The organism is Stenotrophomonas sp. UBA7606, assembly GCF_002477705.1.
Taxonomy (GTDB): Bacteria; Pseudomonadota; Gammaproteobacteria; order Xanthomonadales; family Xanthomonadaceae; genus Stenotrophomonas.
The window spans coordinates 21,088-37,597 of record NZ_DLJW01000028.1 but is presented as its reverse complement, the minus strand read 5'-3'; the positions used below and the strand labels follow the sequence as shown (position 1 = coordinate 37,597).

Sequence of the window (16,510 nt, the reverse complement as noted above, 5' to 3'; positions counted from 1 at the left end):
TGCGGGTGAGGCAGTGCGGCACGCAATGGCTTCAGCAGGCCCTTGGCGACGTGAAGGTTCCTGCAGCCGCTTTTCACCCTTCATTAGCCGGCCCTGCGTTCTGATGGTCACCAGACCTGCAGGAGGATGCCATGACCGAAGAACTATTGACCGCTCCCCATGTTGAACTCGACCGCTACTTGGGGTTGTGGTTCGAGATTGCGCGCAAGCCCATGCGGCACGAAGATGCCGATGCGCGCGACATCACCGCGGAATATTCCTTGAACGCGGATGGGTCGGTGCGGGTGTTGAACTCCTGCATCAATGCCGAGGGCAAGCTGGAGCAATCCGAGGGCACCGCCAAGGCGGTGGATGAAACCAATGCCAAACTCGAGGTCAGCTTCCTGCCACAGGGGCTGCAATGGATTCCCTTCACCAAAGGCGACTACTGGATCATCAAGGTGGACGGTGATTACCAGACGGCGCTGGTGGGTGACCCGCAGCGCAAGTATCTGTGGCTGCTGCATCGGCAGGGCAGCATGCGCAGGGACGATGCGATGGAGTGGCTGGAAATCGCACGGGCGCGCGGCTATGACTTGTCCGACATCATCTGGCCTTCGCAGTCAGGCGCCGTGTATCCGGCGCAGGATGCGCGTTAAGCGCGTTGAATCCGCATTCGCTCAAACCTTCTTGCCAACGAGGCGGGTGCAGGGGGTTTTGTGCGGACGAGCGTAGTGATGTCATCGGCACAACAGCTGGATCATGCGCTTTGCAGTGCTGCACGTGGTGGGTTGCGCGCGGCACTGTATTTTCTTGCCCAGTCAGCGCAGCCTGTCACACATAGGGTGCGTTCTGCTTTGTCGCGTTTTGATGCATGTGCTAATTTTTTGACACCTTCAGGGGAGCGAAGAATTACCAGTGTTTGAGTACCAGAACATGCTTATCAATCCGCGCAAGATCATCACCGTCTCGGCCATCACCGAGGCTGGCGATGGTCGCGTGCGGATGACCTTGGTCGCCGAACAGGTGGGCCAGTTGAAGCTGACCTACGATACGTTGGCCGAAGCCAAGGCTGCGAAGGATGAGTTGCGTCGCCTGCTTCGGCTTGTGGACTGATTGCGTCCGGTGTCAAAGAAATAAACCCTGGCGCAAGCCGGGGTTTTCTTTTATCGGAGGGAGCAGATGCGGCGAGCCGATAGATCCGTGCGGGATCGTGGTTAATGGCGTGGCATTGTGCAGGCCTCCTGGATGGCCGGCCGCCAGGAGCCAGGCGGATACCCTTGCTGTATGCAATGGAGTCGGCCATTGTTGTCGGCGCCGGAGAACAGGCAAGAAAAAAGCCCTGGTTTCCCAGAGCTTTTTAAAAATGGCGTCCCCACGGGGATTCGAACCCCGGTCGCCACCGTGAAAGGGTGATGTCCTAGGCCTCTAGACGATGGGGACGCGTATTCTTCAAATCTCAAATTGTAGATTCAGACGGCCTAATGTCTGAATTGGTGGAGCCAAGCGGGATCGAACCGCTGACCTCCTGCATGCCATGCAGGCGCTCTCCCAGCTGAGCTATGGCCCCACGTTGTTACTGCTAGCCCGCCATTATAGCGAACTTTTGTTGGAACGCAAGAGGTTGATTTCTTCCTGCGTGGCGGCCCTGGTAGGCGCCTTTTCCAACAAACAGATCCGGTGTACTGGAACTGGTAAAACAAGATGAATGGCGTCCCCACGGGGATTCGAACCCCGGTCGCCACCGTGAAAGGGTGATGTCCTAGGCCTCTAGACGATGGGGACGCGTATACTTCATCAAGTTGTTCGGCAATCCAGACGGCCTAATGTCCGGATTTGGTGGAGCCAAGCGGGATCGAACCGCTGACCTCCTGCATGCCATGCAGGCGCTCTCCCAGCTGAGCTATGGCCCCGTTGTTGCGTTGTTGCCGAGAAAGAAATAATAGCGGGCCTTCTTTTTTCCCGCAAGTAATTTGTGAAAAAAAATCTTCACATCTCTCGCTGCGGTCCAAGGCCGTTGCCTACCGAGTCTCCTTCCAGTATCTGAGTGCCGACAGTCGTTCGACCGACTGATGCGAGCGCTGCTATCGCGCAACCTGGGAGGCGACTCCAGCTACGGCGAGGCGCTGAGCGTAATGCGCATGGTGAAGGGTAGTGGCGTGCTGTTGATCGTGGGTGTGATGTTTGCCGTGGGCATGCCGAGCACCCAGGCGCAACACGTGTTCAAGTGTGCCGGTCCTGCCGGGCCGGTCTATCAATCGGCCGCTTGCGAGGGGCCTGAGCTGGCGCGCTGGGATGCGGTGCCGCAGGCGGATGATCCCTTGCTTGAACGCCGCCTGCTGCAGATACAGGCCGAGTTGGAGCGCTCCTATCGACGGCAAGCGCGCACGGTCGGCAAGGCGCGCCGTCGCAGCGGCCCGCGGCAGACCTTGAGCCCCTGTGAACGCGAGCGCCAGGGACGCGCAAAGGCCTATGCGGCTGCGGGGCTGAAGCGCAGCTTCGCGCTGTCCAGCTATTGGGACAACCGGGTGCATCAGGTCTGCCGCTGAGGGCTATTGGCAGCTGCGGGCACATCAACTGCAGCCGGCAGGGTCGGGGCGCGCTGGCCAAGCGCCTCACGGGCCATGTGCTCGAACGCATCCAACAGTGGTGCAAGGTCATCCACCGCAAAGGCGGCATTGTCCATCTGCTGCTCCATCTGCATGCAGGCGTCGGCGCAGGCCGATTCGTGAACCAATGCAAATGAGCCACGCAGCAGGTGCAACTGCCCGGCAATCCGGGTGCGGGCCCCTGAATCGTCCAGCGTCTCAGCGCTGTGATTCCGAAGCGACGCATGGATGTCGGCAAGCGCCGCATCCAGGCCCGCCAGCAGTGCAGCATGTACCGATGCGGGCAGGGGGCCTTGGGCGATGCTCGCTGCCGTGGCAAGCGCGGCGCTCCTGTCGGAACGTTGGCCATGTCGCTGGATCATTTCGCACAACGCATCCAGCAGGATGGGTTTGGTGAGCACTGCATCGATGCCGGCAGCAGCACAACGGTTGCGCTCTGCATCCGAGGCATGCGCGGTGATCGCGACGATGGGCACGGCCGAGCCCTGCTCGCGCAATGCGCGGGCCAGGGCATAGCCGTCCATCCCTGGCATGCTCAGGTCGGTCATCACCAGGTCGTGGCTGCGTTTTGCAAACAGCACCAGCGCACCTGCGCCATCTGCGGCCTCGTCCGAACTGCAACCCAGTGCCTGTAGCTGCAGGCGCAGCAGTTCGCGGTTGGCCAACTGGTCATCCACCACGAGTATGTTTACCGGTGCGGGCCCGGTAGGCCCGCCGCCAGCCCCTCCAGGGCCCGCCAACGCTGCTGCCTGTGCAATGGGCAAGGGTAGCGTGACCAGAAACGTGCTGCCCTGTCCGGGGGCACTGATCACGCGGATGCCACCGTTCATCAGTTCCGTCAGTCGCTTGCACAGGGCCAGCCCCAATCCGGTGCCACCGTAGCGGCGCGGGATGGAGGCATCCGCCTGGCTGAAGATCTGGAACAGCGCCTGTTGCTGTACGGCGCTCATGCCTATGCCGGTGTCGCTGACCCCAATCAACAGGGGGGAGCCGGGCAGGCTGTCGTCCTGCAGATACAGCTCCAACAGTACATCGCCGTGTTCGGTGAACTTGATGGCATTGCTGAGCAGGTTGTAGAGCACCTGCCTTATCCGGTTGGGATCGCCCAGATAGGCCGGCGGCAACCCATCATCCATGCTCAGTTCCAGCGTGAGGCCTTTCTCGCTGGCCACCGGCTGGAACATCGCCACGGCCTGGCGAGCAAGTGCACGGGGGTCGAACGCGATGTGCTCCAGCGTCATCTGCCCGCTTTCGATCTTGGAGAAGTCGAGCACGTCATTGATGATGGTGAGCAACGCATTGGAGGATTGGCTCACCGTATGCAGCTGTGCCAGTTCTGCGGCAGGCAGAGTGCTGCGGCTCAGCAACTCCAGGTTGCCAAGGATGGCATTGAGCGGGGTGCGGATCTCATGGCTCATCATTGCCAGGAAGGAAGACTTCGCGGCATTGGCGGAGGTTGCGGCATCGTGGGCAGCTTCCAGTTCCTGCTCCACCTGCTTGCGCAGGCTGATATCGGTGAAGTTGCATAGCGCCACTGGCTGGCCCTGGTAGCGACTGCGCACAACGCTGGCAAACAAAGTGCAGGCGGCGTCATCGCGTTGGGTGACGATCAGCTCGCATTCGACGGGTTGGCTGTTGCCGGGCGGCGGCGTGAGGTTCAACAGGCGACGGTGCAGGGGCGGCTGATCAACCGGGATACGTGCCGCATACCTGCCCATGACAGCGTTCTGCAGGATCACCTCGCCGCTGTCGCATGCGATCAAGGCCAGGCCGAAAGGGGCCGTTGCGACCATGGTGCGGTTGAGTCCCTCGCTTTCCATGATGCGTTGCGAGCGCTGCAATGCAGGCTTGAAGATTTTCCTGTCCACCCACAGCAGCACGCCCCAGGTGAAGGAAATGGCCAGCAGCATCGCGGCGATGTAGCTGGCCAGGCGCGGCCACAGGTCTGCCAGGATCGCTGGCCAGCCGAAGGCGAACACGTATTGCCAGCCGGAGCTGTTGATGACGTCGCGGGCAACGAAGATGCCGGCATGCTGATGAAAGCCGGTGCCGGTGGAAGCCGGGGCCGCTGCAATCGCAGCTGCCATCTGCGGCAGGGTGCCATCGTTGTCGATCTGCATCAGTGGGGTGCCATCACCGGCCAGCAACTGTGACGTTCGCCCGGTAGCTGACGGCTGCAGCTGCTGGCTGAAGACATCCAATGGATAAGCGGCGACGAAGGTAGCGAACGGCCGCCCTTGATGGCGCGCGACCTGCAGCACGCGGATGGTTGCAGTGCCTGCCAGCGCGTCCTGGGCCGGAGGCAGCCATACCGGTGTATCGGCAGGTGGCTCCGTGTCTGCAGAGGGCAGGCCGGTGCTCAGCCGCGCGATGAGTTGTGCCGCGCCGCCATTGCCCAGCCGCGTCTGCATGGCTGGCGTGAGCGGACCTATGCCGATGAAGTCCCGTTCCGGCGAAAAGAAGTAGCCCGATGCCAGCAACGCCTGGGTATACGCGCCGGTCTGGTAGCTCACTTCATCCGCCAGGCGCAGATAAGGGGCGAAACTGGACGCGGGTTTGTCCTCGCTCAGGTCGGCACGCACCAGCACCGGCGGGAAGTTTGGGGTGCGCTGCAGGGTGATACGGCCGCCCTGTTCGCGGAACTGTTGCAGCAGGCGCGGGTCCGGCGCGGCTTGCGACACCCACGCGTACTCCTCCTGCTTGATGCTGATACGCATTGCGCCCTCGCGTACGGCGAAGGCGGACTGCAACGCGGTACGCCGCACTACGTGGTCTGCATAGCGCTCGCCCAGATAGTCCTTGACCTGCGAGTGGACCATGACGACGGTGATCGCCAACAGGATCAGGGTGGTCAGCACGCCACCAATCAGCAGCATGCGGCGCTGGTTGCGATTGAGCAGGCCGAGCGTGCGGTCGGTGGCGGGAAGCGGGGAGGGTGGAGGTTCGGCAGGCATCACGGGGACTCTCAGCTGAACGTCCGTTCATCATAGGGGGATGCCGCAGGGCCGTGTACGTGTTTGATCCCGATTTTTAGGACTTGGCTGATATGGCTGCCCCGCCCGGACTGGAAAGATGGTTCCCGTCAACAACGGCACGCAGAGCACCCCGCCCATCCGGAGCCCTCCCATGAACGTTTTCGTCCCCCTGCACACCCAGCTTCATCCGGCCAGCTTTGTCCGGTCCGCCTTGGTGGTGGAAGGCAATGCGCTGCACTCGGCCCCGGTCAGCAAGAAGCTGGGGCGCAATGGTGTGGACAAGGTGCGGGTTGCCGACGATGGCGTTGCGGCGATAGCGGCACTTCGCCGACGCGAGTGGGACCTGGTGGTGCTGGATCTGGACCTGCCGCAGAGCACCGGCCTGCAGTTGATCGACATTCTCGCCGACCGCGGCTCCACCGCGGCGGTCGTACTGACCAGTGCACGCTCCAGCCGGGTGCTGCAGGCCGCAGCCAGCTATGCCGGAGGCCGCGGGATTGATGTGGTGGCAGCGGTGCGCAGGCCAATGGAGCTGCCGCAGCTGAAGACCATCCTGCAGGAGCTGGCGTTTGGTCCGCGTTCCATCCACGCACCGGTAATCAACGAAGGCAAAGTCGCCATGGACTTCAGTACGGAAGAACTCAGGGACGCGCTGCGACTGCAGCAGATCGCGCCTTATTTCCAGCCGCAGCACAGCATCCAGAATGGGACTTTGCGTGGTGCCGAGCTGCTGGCGCGCTGGCACCACCCCGACGGTTCCGTGCTGACACCGGCAGCCTTTCTGGAGGCGTTCTCCGAACACGGGCTGCTGGAGGCGCTGACCGACTACATGCTGGCCAGTGCCTTCGAATGCCTTGCCACCGACGGCGGCCCGGGCAGCCGGCAGATCGCGGTCAATGTGCCGGCCGTGGTGGCCGACTCCGTGCATTGGGCGCAAAGCGTGGCCGACCGTGCCATAGCGGCGGGGGTGGATCCAGCGCGGTTGGTCATTGAGATCACCGAAGATGGGGGCAAGCGTTGCAACCAGGCGTTGGTAGGTGCGGTCACCCAGTTACGTCTGCGCGGCTTTTCCTGCGCGATCGATGACTTCGGCTCGGGTAGCTCCTCGCTGGAGCGGTTGCTGCAGGTGCCTTTCAGTGAACTGAAGATCGAACGCGGGATGATTGCCCAGGCACGCACCCACGCACATGTGCGCAGCGTGCTGGCCAGCATCGTGGCCATGGGCAAGCAGTTGGTGACCACGGTGGTGGCTGAGGGCGTCGAAGACGCGGCCGATCTGGAGATGGTGCGGGCGCTGGGCTGCCAGGTGAGCCAGGGTTATCTGCACGCCAAGCCGATGTCACGCGATGCCTACCTGGATTACTGCGCCCACCATGCCTGCTGAGTGCCCAGGGAGCTGGGCAACAGTGCGGAAGGGGGGCCGTTGATCTGAACGCTTCAGTTTTTTGCCTCCAGACACGCCAGCGAGTTGCGGGGCTGCCGCCGTCGTCAAGCCGGACGGGGTAGCATCCCGTTCAGGCAATGACTTCGTGCGGGGCAGGTGGAATGAACGGTCTCGAGATCCGGGTCGTGGTGGCTGATGACCATCCAGGCATGATCGCCGGTGTGCGCCATGAGTTGGCGCAACTGAACGGAATCAGGCTGCTTGCGACTGCGGCTGACTCCACTGAATTGATGCGGTTGTTGGTCACCACGCCCTGTGATGTGGTGGTGTCCGATTACGCCATGCCGGCAGGTGAGCATGGGGATGGCATTGCGCTGTTTGGCCTGATGCGACGGCGTTACCCGCACATCCAACTGGTGGTGCTTACGATGCTGGACAACCCGGCGGTACTGCACACCCTGGTAAGCAGCGGGGTGACGTGCATCGTCAGCAAGTCCGATGCCGTTGCCCATCTTGGTCCGGCCATCCATGCGGCGAACCGGCAGGGCAAGTACTACTCGCCGACAGTGGACACGGTCATACGCAGCATTGATTGGAACGTACGTAGCCGCAATGCGGAGGGCGTGCTGAGCCAGCGCGAATCGGAAGTCGTGCGTCTGTATGCATCCGGCTTGACCGTCAACGAAATCGCCGAGCGCCTGCATCGCAGCAAGAAGACCATCAGCTCGCAGAAAGCCAAGGCCATGGAAAAACTCTCCATCGAGCGCGATGTGGACCTGCTGCGCTACGCGATGGAGAACGGCCTGGTGGGATCATCCGCGCCGGTGGCGGTCTCGCCGGTTCAGTCCGAAGAATCCTGAGCGCCGCGGGCCGATACATCCGGATCCTTGTCCTTGTGCGCATCCGTGTTGGTGTCCGCGGTACGCGCTGTCACCGTACCGGCGGCAGCATCCCACTCCTGCAGCCACAAGCGCTGGCGCTGTGGCGAGGCGTACATGAAACGGTTGAGGGCGTTCAGGAACTGCTTGCGGCGCGGCTTTGAAAGCCGCGCAAAGCCGATCAACAATCTGCGTATGTCGGGATGCTTGATGCCAATCACCGGCGTTGCTCGCTGGAGTTCGGCAGCCGCCCATGCGATGCCGTCGTACCGAGGGGAGGGCAGCCGTGGAAGACCGCGTTCGAGCTTCAACGGTACGCAGTGCAACGCAGGTGGTCTGTCGGTTCACGCCTTGCCAAGGGCAAGGGCATTTCCCTTGGGGTGTCCGCGACGGCAACGCGTTCAATTCGTGACGCATTACATTAGTATCAGGCGCTGAAAACCGCCGGTACGAAGCAGTGCAACACGACGACGACACGACCCAGCCCACCACGCCCGCTCCAAAACGTGGCAGGGGACGGCCCAAGCTCTATGACACCGCGCTGACGCCTGCCGAACGCGCGCGCCGCTACCGCATGAGCCGCCAGCGCGACAACGAAAGCGTGGCCGAGTGTCGTGATTCGGTATTGATGGAACGCCTGCGCCGGGCGCTGAAGAACAAGGAGGTCGCCGCTGATGCGCAGGCCGCTCTGGATCTGTACCTGGACGAGATGATCCGGCGGCACCATAGTCGCGGCGCTGACCGCCTGAAGTAGGCCGCAGCGCAGTCCCGGATCAGAACCTTGCAGGCAATCGCCTGGCCGCCAGATGGAGTTGCTTCCGACAGGCGGCATAATTGCCGGCAGATCGCTTTTGACGCCTTGGCGGAGACGCTGATGGCTGCAATGCTGACGCAGCGCCTGCCGCCAGCGGCGGTATCACACCGCGTTGAAGCTCGCCGCCAGGGTGCCCACCACCAGCACCCAGCCATCGACCAGCACGAACAGCAGGATCTTGAACGGTGCCGAGACCAGCATGGGCGAGAGCATCATCATGCCCATCGACATCAGCACGCTGGAGACCACCAGGTCGATGATGACGAAGGGGATGAAGATCAGGAAGCCGATCTCGAAGGCGGTCTTCAACTCGCTGGTGACGAACGAGGCCACCAGTACCGGGAACGGGATGGCATCGGGGCTGGCATAGGCGCCGTGTCCGGCCAGACCGGCGAATGTCATCAAGTCTGTTTCTCGTACCTGCGCCAGCATGAAGGCCCGCAATGGCTCGGTCGTCAACGTCCACGCCGTCTGGAAATCGATCTGGCCGTCCAGATAGGGGGCCATGCCGGTGGACCAGGCTTTGTCCCACACCGGCATCATGATCATCGCGGTCAGGAACAGGGCCAGGCCCAGCAGGATCTGGTTGGAGGGCGTCTGTCCTGTGCCCATCGCCTGGCGCAGCAGGCCCAGCACGATGATGATGCGGGTGAAGGCGGTAAGCACCAGCAGCATCGACGGCAACAAGGTGATTGCCGTCATCAACAGCAGGGTCTGCAACGGCAGGCTCACCGCCTGGTTGCCGATCTTGCCCACGTTGACGTCCGGCAGCGCTGGCAGCTGCGGTGCGGCCGGTGCGGCCCAGGCAAACAGCGGCAGGGCGAACACGGCTACCAGTGCCAGCAGCTGCCAACAAAGACGGGGGTTGAAGCGATGGGCCAGCATGGTCAGGCGTCCTTGCGCAGCTTCTGTTGCAGCAACTGCGCGAAATTCGGAAGTTGTTTGAGATGGGGGAGTGCCGGGGGCGGCGTTTGCGGCAGCGGCTCGGGCAGCTGGTGCAGGTTGCTGATGCCGCCGGCGGTCACACCCAGCAGCAGCTGCTGACCATTGACGTCGACCACCACCACGCGCTCCTTGGCGCCGATATTGAGGCTGGCGACGATTTTCAGGCCCTCGGCAGGACGGAACGCACCGCCGGGCATGCGCTTGAGCAGCCAGCCCAGGCCGATGATCAGGCCCAGTACCAGCAACAAGGTGAAGAACGCACCGAACAACCCCGGGGAGGTGGCCGCATGCTGGCCCACCGGCGCGGCCGCCTTGGCGGCAGGTGCGGCATGGGCGAGCAGTGCGATCAACGCAGTCTCCGGATACGCTCGCTGGGGCTGACCACATCGGTCAGGCGCACGCCGAAGCGGTCGTTGATGACCACCACCTCGCCATGCGCGATGAGGGTGCCGTTGACGAATACATCCAGCGATTCGCCAGCGCCACGCTCCAGTTCCACCACCGAGCCCTGGTTGAGCTGCAGCAGGTTACGGATCGGCAGGCGGGCGCGGCCTACTTCCAGCGACAGGGTCACCGGAACGTCCAGGATGACGTCCAGGTCCAGGTCGGTGGTGTTGGCGCCGTCGGCCTGCAGGTTGGCGAACTGCGCCGGCGTAGCGGCGTTGCCGTTGTCAGGGGATTGGGTGTCATTCATTGCTGTTGTCCTGGATCACGGGAACGGTGGGGCGCCGGCCCGGCGGATGGGTGGCGGTGATCTTGATTGCGTTGCGTTCGTTGGCGACGCCAAACTCGCCGGTGAACACCGGTATGCCTTCGACGCACAACGGCACTTCCTTGGGCATCTCGATGGGCAGGATGTCGCCGATTTTCAAGCGGGTAAGCTCGCGCAGGCTCATGCGGCGCTTGGCCAGCACGCTGGACAGTTCCACCTCGGCGGTGTCCAGCTGCTCGCGCAGCATCGTGGCCCAGCTTTCGTCGCGGTCGTTGCGATCACTCTGGATGCCGGCATCCAGCAGCTCGCGGATCGGCTCCAGCATCGAGTACGGCAGGGTGATGTGGATGTCGCCACCGCCGCCATCCAGCTCAACGTGGAAGCGGCTGACCACCACGTACTCGCGCGGACTGACGATATTGGCGAAATGCGGGTTGATCTCGGAATTGATGTAGTCGAAGTCGACGTTCATCACCGGGCCCCAGGCCTCGCGCATGTCGGCAAAGGTCTGCTTCAGCATCAGCTGGATGACCCGCATCTCGGTGGCAGTGAACTCCCGGCCTTCGATACGGGTGGGGTATCGGCCATCACCCCCGAAAAAGTTGTCGACGATGGCAAACACCAGGGTCGGCTCGAACACGATCAGGCCAGTGCCACGCAGTGGCTTGAAGCGGATCAGGTTGAGGTTGGTGGGGACGTACAGCGAGTGCAGGTAGTCACCGAACTTGATCAGCTCGATGCCGCGCACCGACAACTCGGCCGAGCGCCGGATCAGATTGAACAGACCGATGCGCCACAGCCGTGCGAAACGTTCGTTGACCATCTCCAGGGTCGGCATGCGGCCGCGGATGATGCGGTCCTGGCTGGCGAAGTCGTAGGCCCTTGCTTCGCCGGGCGCGGGGCCGGGCTCGTCGGTGGTGACCGCGCCCGAATCCACGCCATGCAGCAGGGCATCGATCTCGTCCTGTGACAGCAGGTCGTTGATGCTCATCGGGCCGCCTTACTGGGTGACGAAGCTGGTGAACAGCAGTTGGTCGGCGCTGTTGTTGCCGGTTTCGGCCTTCATCAGCTTCTGCACTTCGGCCAGGGCATTGGCCTGCAGCTTTTCCTTGCCGGGGCGGTCTGCGATCTGCGCCGGTTCCACCTGCGAGAACAGCATCAGCAAGCGCGCGCGGATGGCCGGGGCATGGGTCTGCAACGCCGTCAGGGCCAGCGGATCGCGGGTCATCAGCTGCACTTCCACCTGCAGGTAGCGCGGGCCGTCGATGGGGCCATTGAGGTTGACCACGAAGGCCGGATCCAGCGCGAAGTACTGCGCCGGGGCCGGGGTTGCCGGCTTCTTGGCAGCGGCCGCATGGTCGGCGGTCTGACCCTGGGTGAAATACCAGACCGCACCACCGGCGGCGGCCGCAGCGAACAGGGCGATCAGGGCCGGCACCAGCAGGGAACGGCGCGGCTTGGCCGGCGCGTCCTTGGCGGGTTCGGTTTTGCGGGACTTGTCTGCGGCAACGGCCACGTGGTGCTCCTCAGGATTGCTGCCCCTGTAGATGCAAGCCGTGTGCCTGAAAGCGCCCGACGGATTTCCGTCACGTCGGGGCTGGTGCGGCCGGAACCGCGAAACGGGGGCTGCCGCCGCTGTAAAAGCGGTCGGGTAGCCTGTTGGCTTCCTGGCTTATGCCGCTGCTACCCGGGGAGCTCAGGCGTAGGCGTCGAGCAGGCCGCGCATGCGCAGGGGGCGGCCGGCCTTCAGATCCGGGCTCTCGGCGCTGCTGCCTGTCGATGCGTTGCCGGCGCCGCGGGGCGCGTGCTGTGCAGGGCTTTCGTTCTGCTGCTGGCCTACGTCGGCATGCGCCAGTTGCATGCCCTGCTCGCCCAGCATTTCGCGCAGGCGCGGCAGGCTGCTTTCCAGCGCATGGCGTACATCGGCATTGGCAGCGGTGAAGCTGGCATGCACGCGGTCGCCGTCCATCTGCAGCTTCACCTCGATCTGGCCCATCTGGTCGGGGCTGATGCGGATATGCGCATGGCCGATCTTCTGGTCCGCCAGCCAGCCGACGCGTGCCCCGATGGCCTCGTCGAAATCGCCGCTGTCCAGATCCGGGGTTGGCGTGGGCGCCTGGGTCACCGCCAGCGCGCTGGGCGCGCGCAGCTCCTGCAGTGGCTGGCTCTGTAGCAGCGGGGCAACGTTGGCCGGGGCAGGGGCATCGACGTCGGTATCGTCGGTCACGGTTTTGACGGCGATCTGTGCGGTGACCAGGGGCGCTGCGGCATCCTCCGTTGCAGGCATGGCGGTCGTGCCAGTCGCCGCGACCGGCGGCTGCGCCGCCAAGGCCAAGGGAGTGGCCTTGTCCTGGCCTATGCCGGCCGGCGGGTTGGTAGCAGCAGCGGCGTTGGGCGCGGAAGGTTCGGGTGCCGGCACGCCAAGCAGGACCGCAAGACCGGGCGGTGGCCAAGGCGCATCGGTATCGGCGCCGCGATTGCCATCGCTGTCGTCGGTATTCGGCCGCTCCGTTGCCGCGGCTGAGGGGGCGCTCTGGTCTGCGGCCTCGGCATCGCTGCCAGGGGCATCGAGCTGGGTGCCATCCGTGTCGCGGCTTGCCTGCCGGGCCTGGTTGTCCGCTGCAGGGCGGTCCTGCAGCAGCTTGTCGAACGGCTTGTCGGCACGCGCGCCGTCATTGCCCGTCGCACGCGGTGAGGCGCTGATCTCGGTCGTGTTGGCGATGCTGCCGGCAGCGAGCACGTTCATCGTGATTCGCCCTGGTCGTCAGGGTCGGCTGCGGCCTGCGCCAGGCGGGCGCGGCGGGCACCTACATCGTCCATCTCACGCTGGTCGCGGCGGTCGGCGGCCTGTTTTTCCTGGGCGCGATAGCTGGCGGCCAACTGCTCCAGCACGGCCTTGTCGCGGCTGGCCAGCAACAGGCGGGCGCGTTCGGCTTCAACGCGCTCCTGATTGCTGTCCACCGTTTTGCTCTGTGCCTGCACGGCATTGTCCAGCCGGTCGAGGAAGGCGCGGCGGTTCATCAGCTGGGCGGCGCTGGTGGTGGCCAGCTGTGCGTTGGCGTACTCGTCGGCATATTGGCGCAGCTCGGAAAGACGCGACTGGTGCATGTCCAGCGTGCGCTGGCGTTCGGCCAGCGCCTTGGCAACTTCGTCTTCGCGGTCCTGCGCACGGCGCAGCAGCGGGTCGAGGCGACGGGAAGGGCTCATGCGGTTTTCTCGCTGTCTACCAGGGCTTGTAGGGCGGTGAGGCTGTGGTGCAGGTCAGCGGCGTTGTGTACGTCCTGACCGAGGAATTCCATGATCTCCGGCCAACGCTCCAGCGCCTCGTCGGTGACCGGATCGTTGCCGCGCTGGTAGGCGCCAATGGCGATCAGGTCGCGGTTGGCCGAGTACGCCGATACCAGCCGCTTGAGCTTGCGGATACGGGCACGCCAGGTATCGTCGGCGATGTCCTGGACCACGCGGCTGACCGAGGATTCGACGTCGATGGCAGGGTACAGGCCGCTGTCGGCGACGCGGCGCGAGAGCAGGATGTGGCCGTCAAGGATGGCGCGTGCGGCGTCGGCGATCGGGTCCTGCGGATCGTCGCCTTCGGTCAGCACGGTGTAGAAGGCAGTGATCGAACCACGGCCCTTGGCGCCGTTGCCGGCGCGTTCCACCAGCGCCGGCAGCTTGGCGAATACCGACGGCGGGTAGCCGCGGGTGGTTGGCGGTTCGCCCACAGAGAGGCCAATCTCGCGTTGTGCCTGCGCAAAACGCGTGAGCGAATCCATCAGCAGTAGCACGTTCAGCCCCTGGTCGCGGAACCACTCGGCGATGGCCGTGGCGCGGTAGGCGCCGTGCAGGCGCGCCAGCGGCGGCCGGTCGGCGGGGCTGGCCACCACCACGGCGCGGCGCAGGCCTTCCTCGCCCAGGGTGGTTTCGACGAAGTCGCGGACTTCGCGGCCACGTTCACCGATCAGCCCCACCACGATCACGTCGGCCGAGGTGTAGCGGGTCATCATGCCCAGCAGGGTGGATTTGCCCACGCCCGAGCCGGCGAACAGGCCAACACGCTGGCCACGGCCGATCGGCAGCAGGGCATTGATGGCACGTACGCCCACGTCCAGTGGCTGGGTGATGGGTTCACGTGCCAGCGGATTGATGGCGACACCGGCCATGCCGACGTTGCCCTCGGCGCGGATCGGGCCCTTGCCATCCAGCGGCACACCATCGGAGTCGATGACCCGGCCCAACAGGCCTTCACCTACCTCCACGCCCCCCCGGCGGTAGGAGGGCACCACCCGCGCATTGGGCAGCAGGCCATGCAGTTCGGCGCTGGGCATCAGGTAGGTGCGGTCGCCGGAAAAGCCGACCACTTCGGCCTCCACCCAGCCACCATCGATGATCTCGACCTTGCAACTGGCCCCCATCGGCGCTTCGCAGCCGACGGCTTCCAGGGTGAGGCCGACGGCGCGGCGCAGGATGCCTTCGCGCACGAGTCCGTGGCCATTGCTGGCATCCAGTGCGATCGCATCCAGCCGTGCGGCCAGGCGCAGGTCGCGGGCGGCGGCCCATTCGGCCGGAGCGGGCGAGCCTGCTGCGCTCATTGTGCTGCCCCGGCGCGGCGCAGTACGGTACCCAGCGCGGCACGCAGGCGGGCATCAAGGGTGCCATCAATGCGCACCGCCTCGGCATGCACGCGCAGATCGCCTCGGCTCAGGCTGGCATCGGGTACCAGCCGCTGGCCTTCGGGCAGGCTCAACAGGGTGTGGATCGCGCCGATGTCGTCCGGGTGCAGCCGCACCTCGACATCGCGTTTGGCGCCGCCCACTGTGTCCAGTGCCTCATTGACCAGTTCGGCCAGCAGGGCAGGGTCGGCCTGATAGGCGCGCGCCAGCAAGGAGCCGGCAATGCGCACCGACAATTCACCCAAGGCACCAACCACTTCGTTTTCCAGCCGCTGCAGCGGGCGGCTGAAATTGTCCAGGATGCCTTCGATCTGCGCGGTGAGGCGACGCACTTCAGCCTGGCCCTGGGCATAACCCTCGGCATGGCCCTGCTGGAAGCCTTCTTCCTGTGCGGCGTCACGGATGGCCTGGATTTCCTCCAGCGTCGGCGGCAGCACCGGCGGGGGAGCGGGTTCGGCGGTGACGGTTTCGATGGGCGTGGCCGGCACTTCCACGGCCTCCGGCACGAACGCGGCGGCATTGAGATCCGGTGCATGCCAGCGCACGACATTGCTCACAGCATGGCCTCCGCGGCGCCGCCAATGGTGATGGTGCCTTCGTCGGCCATGCGCTTGACGATGGCCAGGATTTCACGCTGCGCACCTTCCACGTCGGACAGGCGCACCGGTCCGCGTGCCTCCATGTCTTCCAGCAGGATCTCGGCCGCACGCTGGGACATGTTGCGGGTGATCTTGTCGCGTACCTTGATGTCGGCACCACGCAGGGCAAGCCCCAGGCGCTCGCCGCTGACCTCACGCAGCACCAGCTGCATCTCGCGGTCGTCCAGGTCCACCAGGTCGTCGAACACGAACATCAGGTCCTGGATGCGGCTGCCCAGCGGGGCATCGATGCGGGCGATTTCGGTCAGGATGGTCTGGTCCTGGCCGCCGTCCATGAAGTTGAGGATGTTGGCCGCGCACTGCACGCCGCCAATATTGGACGACTTCAGGTTCTGGTTGCCGGCGAACTGCCGCTCCATGATCTCGTTGAGCTCGTTCAGGGCATTGGGTGGAATGCCGTCCAGGGTGGCGATACGCAGCAGTACATCGACGCGGGTACGTTCGGGCAGCAGCTTCAGTGCCTCGGCGGCCTGGTCGGTTTCCAGGTGGGCCATGACGATGGCGATGATCTGCGGGTGCTCGTTGCGCACCAGGTCGGCCACTGCCCGCGGGTCCATCCATTTCAGCGCGTCCAGGCCGGTGGTGTTACGGCCCAGCAGGATGCGGTCGATCAGGTTGCTGGCCTTCTCGTTGCCCAGTGCCTGCACCAGCATGTTGCGGATGTAGTCGTCGGAGCCGACGCTGAGTGAGGTCTTGTTGCCCAGCTCGTTGCCGAATTCGTCCATCACCTGCTGCACCTGCTCGCGGGTGACGTCGGTGAGGGTGGCCATGGCGATGCCGATCTTCTGCACCTCCTTGGGTTCCATGTGGCGCAGCACTTCGGCCGCGTCAGCCTCGCCCAGCGACAGCAGCAGCACGGCAGCGCGCTGCACGCCGGTCATTGGA

General features: G+C 64.4%; 18 protein-coding genes and 4 tRNA genes. 6 read left to right on the top strand and 16 right to left on the bottom strand.

Annotated elements, in window-relative coordinates; all coding sequences use genetic code 11:
• The first annotated feature begins 131 nt into the window (after positions 1-131).
• Positions 132-638, top strand: coding sequence for a lipocalin family protein (locus B2527_RS04485; protein ID WP_293706339.1), 507 nt, complete (start codon positions 132-134; stop codon positions 636-638).
• Positions 639-915: 277 nt separating this feature from the next.
• Positions 916-1,095 carry a hypothetical protein gene (locus tag B2527_RS04480; protein WP_293706338.1) on the top strand — a complete coding sequence of 60 codons (180 nt, stop codon included), beginning with the start codon at positions 916-918 and terminating at the stop codon, positions 1,093-1,095.
• A gap of 251 nt (positions 1,096-1,346) precedes the next feature.
• Here the strand turns inward: B2527_RS04480 and B2527_RS04475 are convergent.
• The 4 genes from B2527_RS04475 to B2527_RS04460 form a co-directional block, all read right to left on the bottom strand.
• Positions 1,347-1,422 (bottom strand) — tRNA-Glu (locus B2527_RS04475).
• Between the two features lie 51 nt (positions 1,423-1,473).
• A tRNA-Ala gene (locus tag B2527_RS04470) sits at positions 1,474-1,549 on the bottom strand.
• Between the two features lie 139 nt (positions 1,550-1,688).
• Positions 1,689-1,764: transfer RNA gene (locus B2527_RS04465), tRNA-Glu, on the bottom strand.
• Between the two features lie 52 nt (positions 1,765-1,816).
• Positions 1,817-1,892 (bottom strand) — tRNA-Ala (locus B2527_RS04460).
• A 159-nt stretch (positions 1,893-2,051) separates the two neighbouring features.
• On the opposite strand from B2527_RS04460, the gene B2527_RS04455 reads away from it, so the two are divergent.
• The gene (locus B2527_RS04455; RefSeq protein ID WP_293706337.1) at positions 2,052-2,528 is read left to right on the top strand and encodes a hypothetical protein; all 477 of its coding nucleotides are present in this window, start codon (positions 2,052-2,054) and stop codon (positions 2,526-2,528) included.
• On the opposite strand, the gene B2527_RS04450 is transcribed toward B2527_RS04455, so the two are convergent.
• A complete protein-coding gene (locus B2527_RS04450; protein WP_293706336.1) occupies positions 2,513-5,542 on the bottom strand; it encodes an ATP-binding protein in 3,030 nt (1,009 codons plus the stop codon). The genes B2527_RS04455 and B2527_RS04450 overlap by 16 nt on opposite strands.
• 172 nt (positions 5,543-5,714) lie before the next feature.
• Between B2527_RS04450 and B2527_RS04445 the strand changes: the two genes are divergently transcribed.
• A complete protein-coding gene (locus tag B2527_RS04445) occupies positions 5,715-6,947 on the top strand; it encodes an EAL domain-containing response regulator (protein WP_293706335.1) in 1,233 nt (410 codons plus the stop codon).
• 161 nt (positions 6,948-7,108) lie between these two features.
• Positions 7,109-7,807 (top strand): response regulator, encoded by a 699-nt coding sequence (locus B2527_RS04440; protein WP_293706334.1) that lies wholly within the window; start codon positions 7,109-7,111, stop codon positions 7,805-7,807.
• On the opposite strand, the gene B2527_RS04435 is transcribed toward B2527_RS04440, so the two are convergent.
• Entirely contained in the window at positions 7,789-8,046 is a 258-nt protein-coding gene (locus B2527_RS04435) for a hypothetical protein (protein ID WP_293706333.1), read from the bottom strand. The genes B2527_RS04440 and B2527_RS04435 overlap by 19 nt on opposite strands.
• A gap of 236 nt (positions 8,047-8,282) precedes the next feature.
• On the opposite strand from B2527_RS04435, the gene B2527_RS04430 reads away from it, so the two are divergent.
• Positions 8,283-8,579 carry a hypothetical protein gene (locus tag B2527_RS04430; RefSeq protein ID WP_293706332.1) on the top strand — a complete coding sequence of 99 codons (297 nt, stop codon included), beginning with the start codon at positions 8,283-8,285 and terminating at the stop codon, positions 8,577-8,579.
• A 162-nt stretch (positions 8,580-8,741) separates the two neighbouring features.
• Here the strand turns inward: B2527_RS04430 and fliP are convergent, their stop codons facing one another.
• From fliP to fliG, 10 genes are all read right to left on the bottom strand, one after another.
• Positions 8,742-9,524, bottom strand: coding sequence for a flagellar type III secretion system pore protein FliP (fliP, locus tag B2527_RS04425; protein ID WP_293706331.1), 783 nt, complete (start codon positions 9,522-9,524; stop codon positions 8,742-8,744).
• 2 nt (positions 9,525-9,526) lie between these two features.
• On the bottom strand, positions 9,527-9,934 hold the full coding sequence (fliO, locus tag B2527_RS04420) for a flagellar biosynthetic protein FliO (protein WP_293706330.1): 408 nt from the start codon (positions 9,932-9,934) through the stop codon (positions 9,527-9,529).
• A complete protein-coding gene (fliN, locus tag B2527_RS04415) occupies positions 9,931-10,278 on the bottom strand; it encodes a flagellar motor switch protein FliN (RefSeq protein WP_293706329.1) in 348 nt (115 codons plus the stop codon). The genes fliO and fliN overlap by 4 nt, the downstream gene beginning before the upstream one ends.
• A complete protein-coding gene (gene fliM / locus B2527_RS04410) occupies positions 10,271-11,287 on the bottom strand; it encodes a flagellar motor switch protein FliM (RefSeq protein WP_293706328.1) in 1,017 nt (338 codons plus the stop codon). The genes fliN and fliM overlap by 8 nt, the downstream gene beginning before the upstream one ends.
• A gap of 9 nt (positions 11,288-11,296) precedes the next feature.
• Complete coding sequence (locus B2527_RS04405; protein WP_293706327.1) at positions 11,297-11,812, bottom strand: flagellar basal body-associated FliL family protein; 516 nt, start codon at positions 11,810-11,812, stop codon at positions 11,297-11,299.
• A 180-nt stretch (positions 11,813-11,992) separates the two neighbouring features.
• A complete protein-coding gene (locus B2527_RS04400) occupies positions 11,993-13,042 on the bottom strand; it encodes a flagellar hook-length control protein FliK (protein WP_293706326.1) in 1,050 nt (349 codons plus the stop codon).
• Positions 13,039-13,503 carry a flagellar export protein FliJ gene (gene fliJ, locus B2527_RS04395; protein WP_293706325.1) on the bottom strand — a complete coding sequence of 155 codons (465 nt, stop codon included), beginning with the start codon at positions 13,501-13,503 and terminating at the stop codon, positions 13,039-13,041. The genes B2527_RS04400 and fliJ overlap by 4 nt, the downstream gene beginning before the upstream one ends.
• Positions 13,500-14,885 (bottom strand): flagellar protein export ATPase FliI, encoded by a 1,386-nt coding sequence (gene fliI / locus B2527_RS04390; protein WP_293706324.1) that lies wholly within the window; start codon positions 14,883-14,885, stop codon positions 13,500-13,502. The genes fliJ and fliI overlap by 4 nt, the downstream gene beginning before the upstream one ends.
• Complete coding sequence (locus tag B2527_RS04385; protein WP_293706323.1) at positions 14,882-15,523, bottom strand: FliH/SctL family protein; 642 nt, start codon at positions 15,521-15,523, stop codon at positions 14,882-14,884. The genes fliI and B2527_RS04385 overlap by 4 nt, the downstream gene beginning before the upstream one ends.
• Complete coding sequence (fliG, locus tag B2527_RS04380; RefSeq protein ID WP_293706357.1) at positions 15,520-16,506, bottom strand: flagellar motor switch protein FliG; 987 nt, start codon at positions 16,504-16,506, stop codon at positions 15,520-15,522. The genes B2527_RS04385 and fliG overlap by 4 nt, the downstream gene beginning before the upstream one ends.
• Between the last annotated feature and the right edge of the window lie 4 nt (positions 16,507-16,510).

What these genes read in the sequence shown, in the direction of transcription:
- B2527_RS04485 (WP_293706339.1), top strand. Translation starts at nt 132, where the DNA reads ATGACCGAAGAACTATTGACCGCTCCCCATGTTGAACTCGACCGCTAC.
- B2527_RS04480 (WP_293706338.1), top strand. Translation starts at nt 916, where the DNA reads ATGCTTATCAATCCGCGCAAGATCATCACCGTCTCGGCCATCACCGAG.
- B2527_RS04455 (WP_293706337.1), top strand. Translation starts at nt 2,052, where the DNA reads ATGCGAGCGCTGCTATCGCGCAACCTGGGAGGCGACTCCAGCTACGGC.
- B2527_RS04450 (WP_293706336.1), bottom strand. Translation starts at nt 5,542, where the DNA reads ATGCCTGCCGAACCTCCACCCTCCCCGCTTCCCGCCACCGACCGCACG.
- B2527_RS04445 (WP_293706335.1), top strand. Translation starts at nt 5,715, where the DNA reads ATGAACGTTTTCGTCCCCCTGCACACCCAGCTTCATCCGGCCAGCTTT.
- B2527_RS04440 (WP_293706334.1), top strand. Translation starts at nt 7,109, where the DNA reads ATGAACGGTCTCGAGATCCGGGTCGTGGTGGCTGATGACCATCCAGGC.
- fliP (WP_293706331.1), bottom strand. Translation starts at nt 9,524, where the DNA reads ATGCTGGCCCATCGCTTCAACCCCCGTCTTTGTTGGCAGCTGCTGGCA.
- fliN (WP_293706329.1), bottom strand. Translation starts at nt 10,278, where the DNA reads ATGAATGACACCCAATCCCCTGACAACGGCAACGCCGCTACGCCGGCG.
- fliM (WP_293706328.1), bottom strand. Translation starts at nt 11,287, where the DNA reads ATGAGCATCAACGACCTGCTGTCACAGGACGAGATCGATGCCCTGCTG.
- B2527_RS04400 (WP_293706326.1), bottom strand. Translation starts at nt 13,042, where the DNA reads ATGAACGTGCTCGCTGCCGGCAGCATCGCCAACACGACCGAGATCAGC.
- fliJ (WP_293706325.1), bottom strand. Translation starts at nt 13,503, where the DNA reads ATGAGCCCTTCCCGTCGCCTCGACCCGCTGCTGCGCCGTGCGCAGGAC.
- fliI (WP_293706324.1), bottom strand. Translation starts at nt 14,885, where the DNA reads ATGAGCGCAGCAGGCTCGCCCGCTCCGGCCGAATGGGCCGCCGCCCGC.
- fliG (WP_293706357.1), bottom strand. Translation starts at nt 16,506, where the DNA reads ATGACCGGCGTGCAGCGCGCTGCCGTGCTGCTGCTGTCGCTGGGCGAG.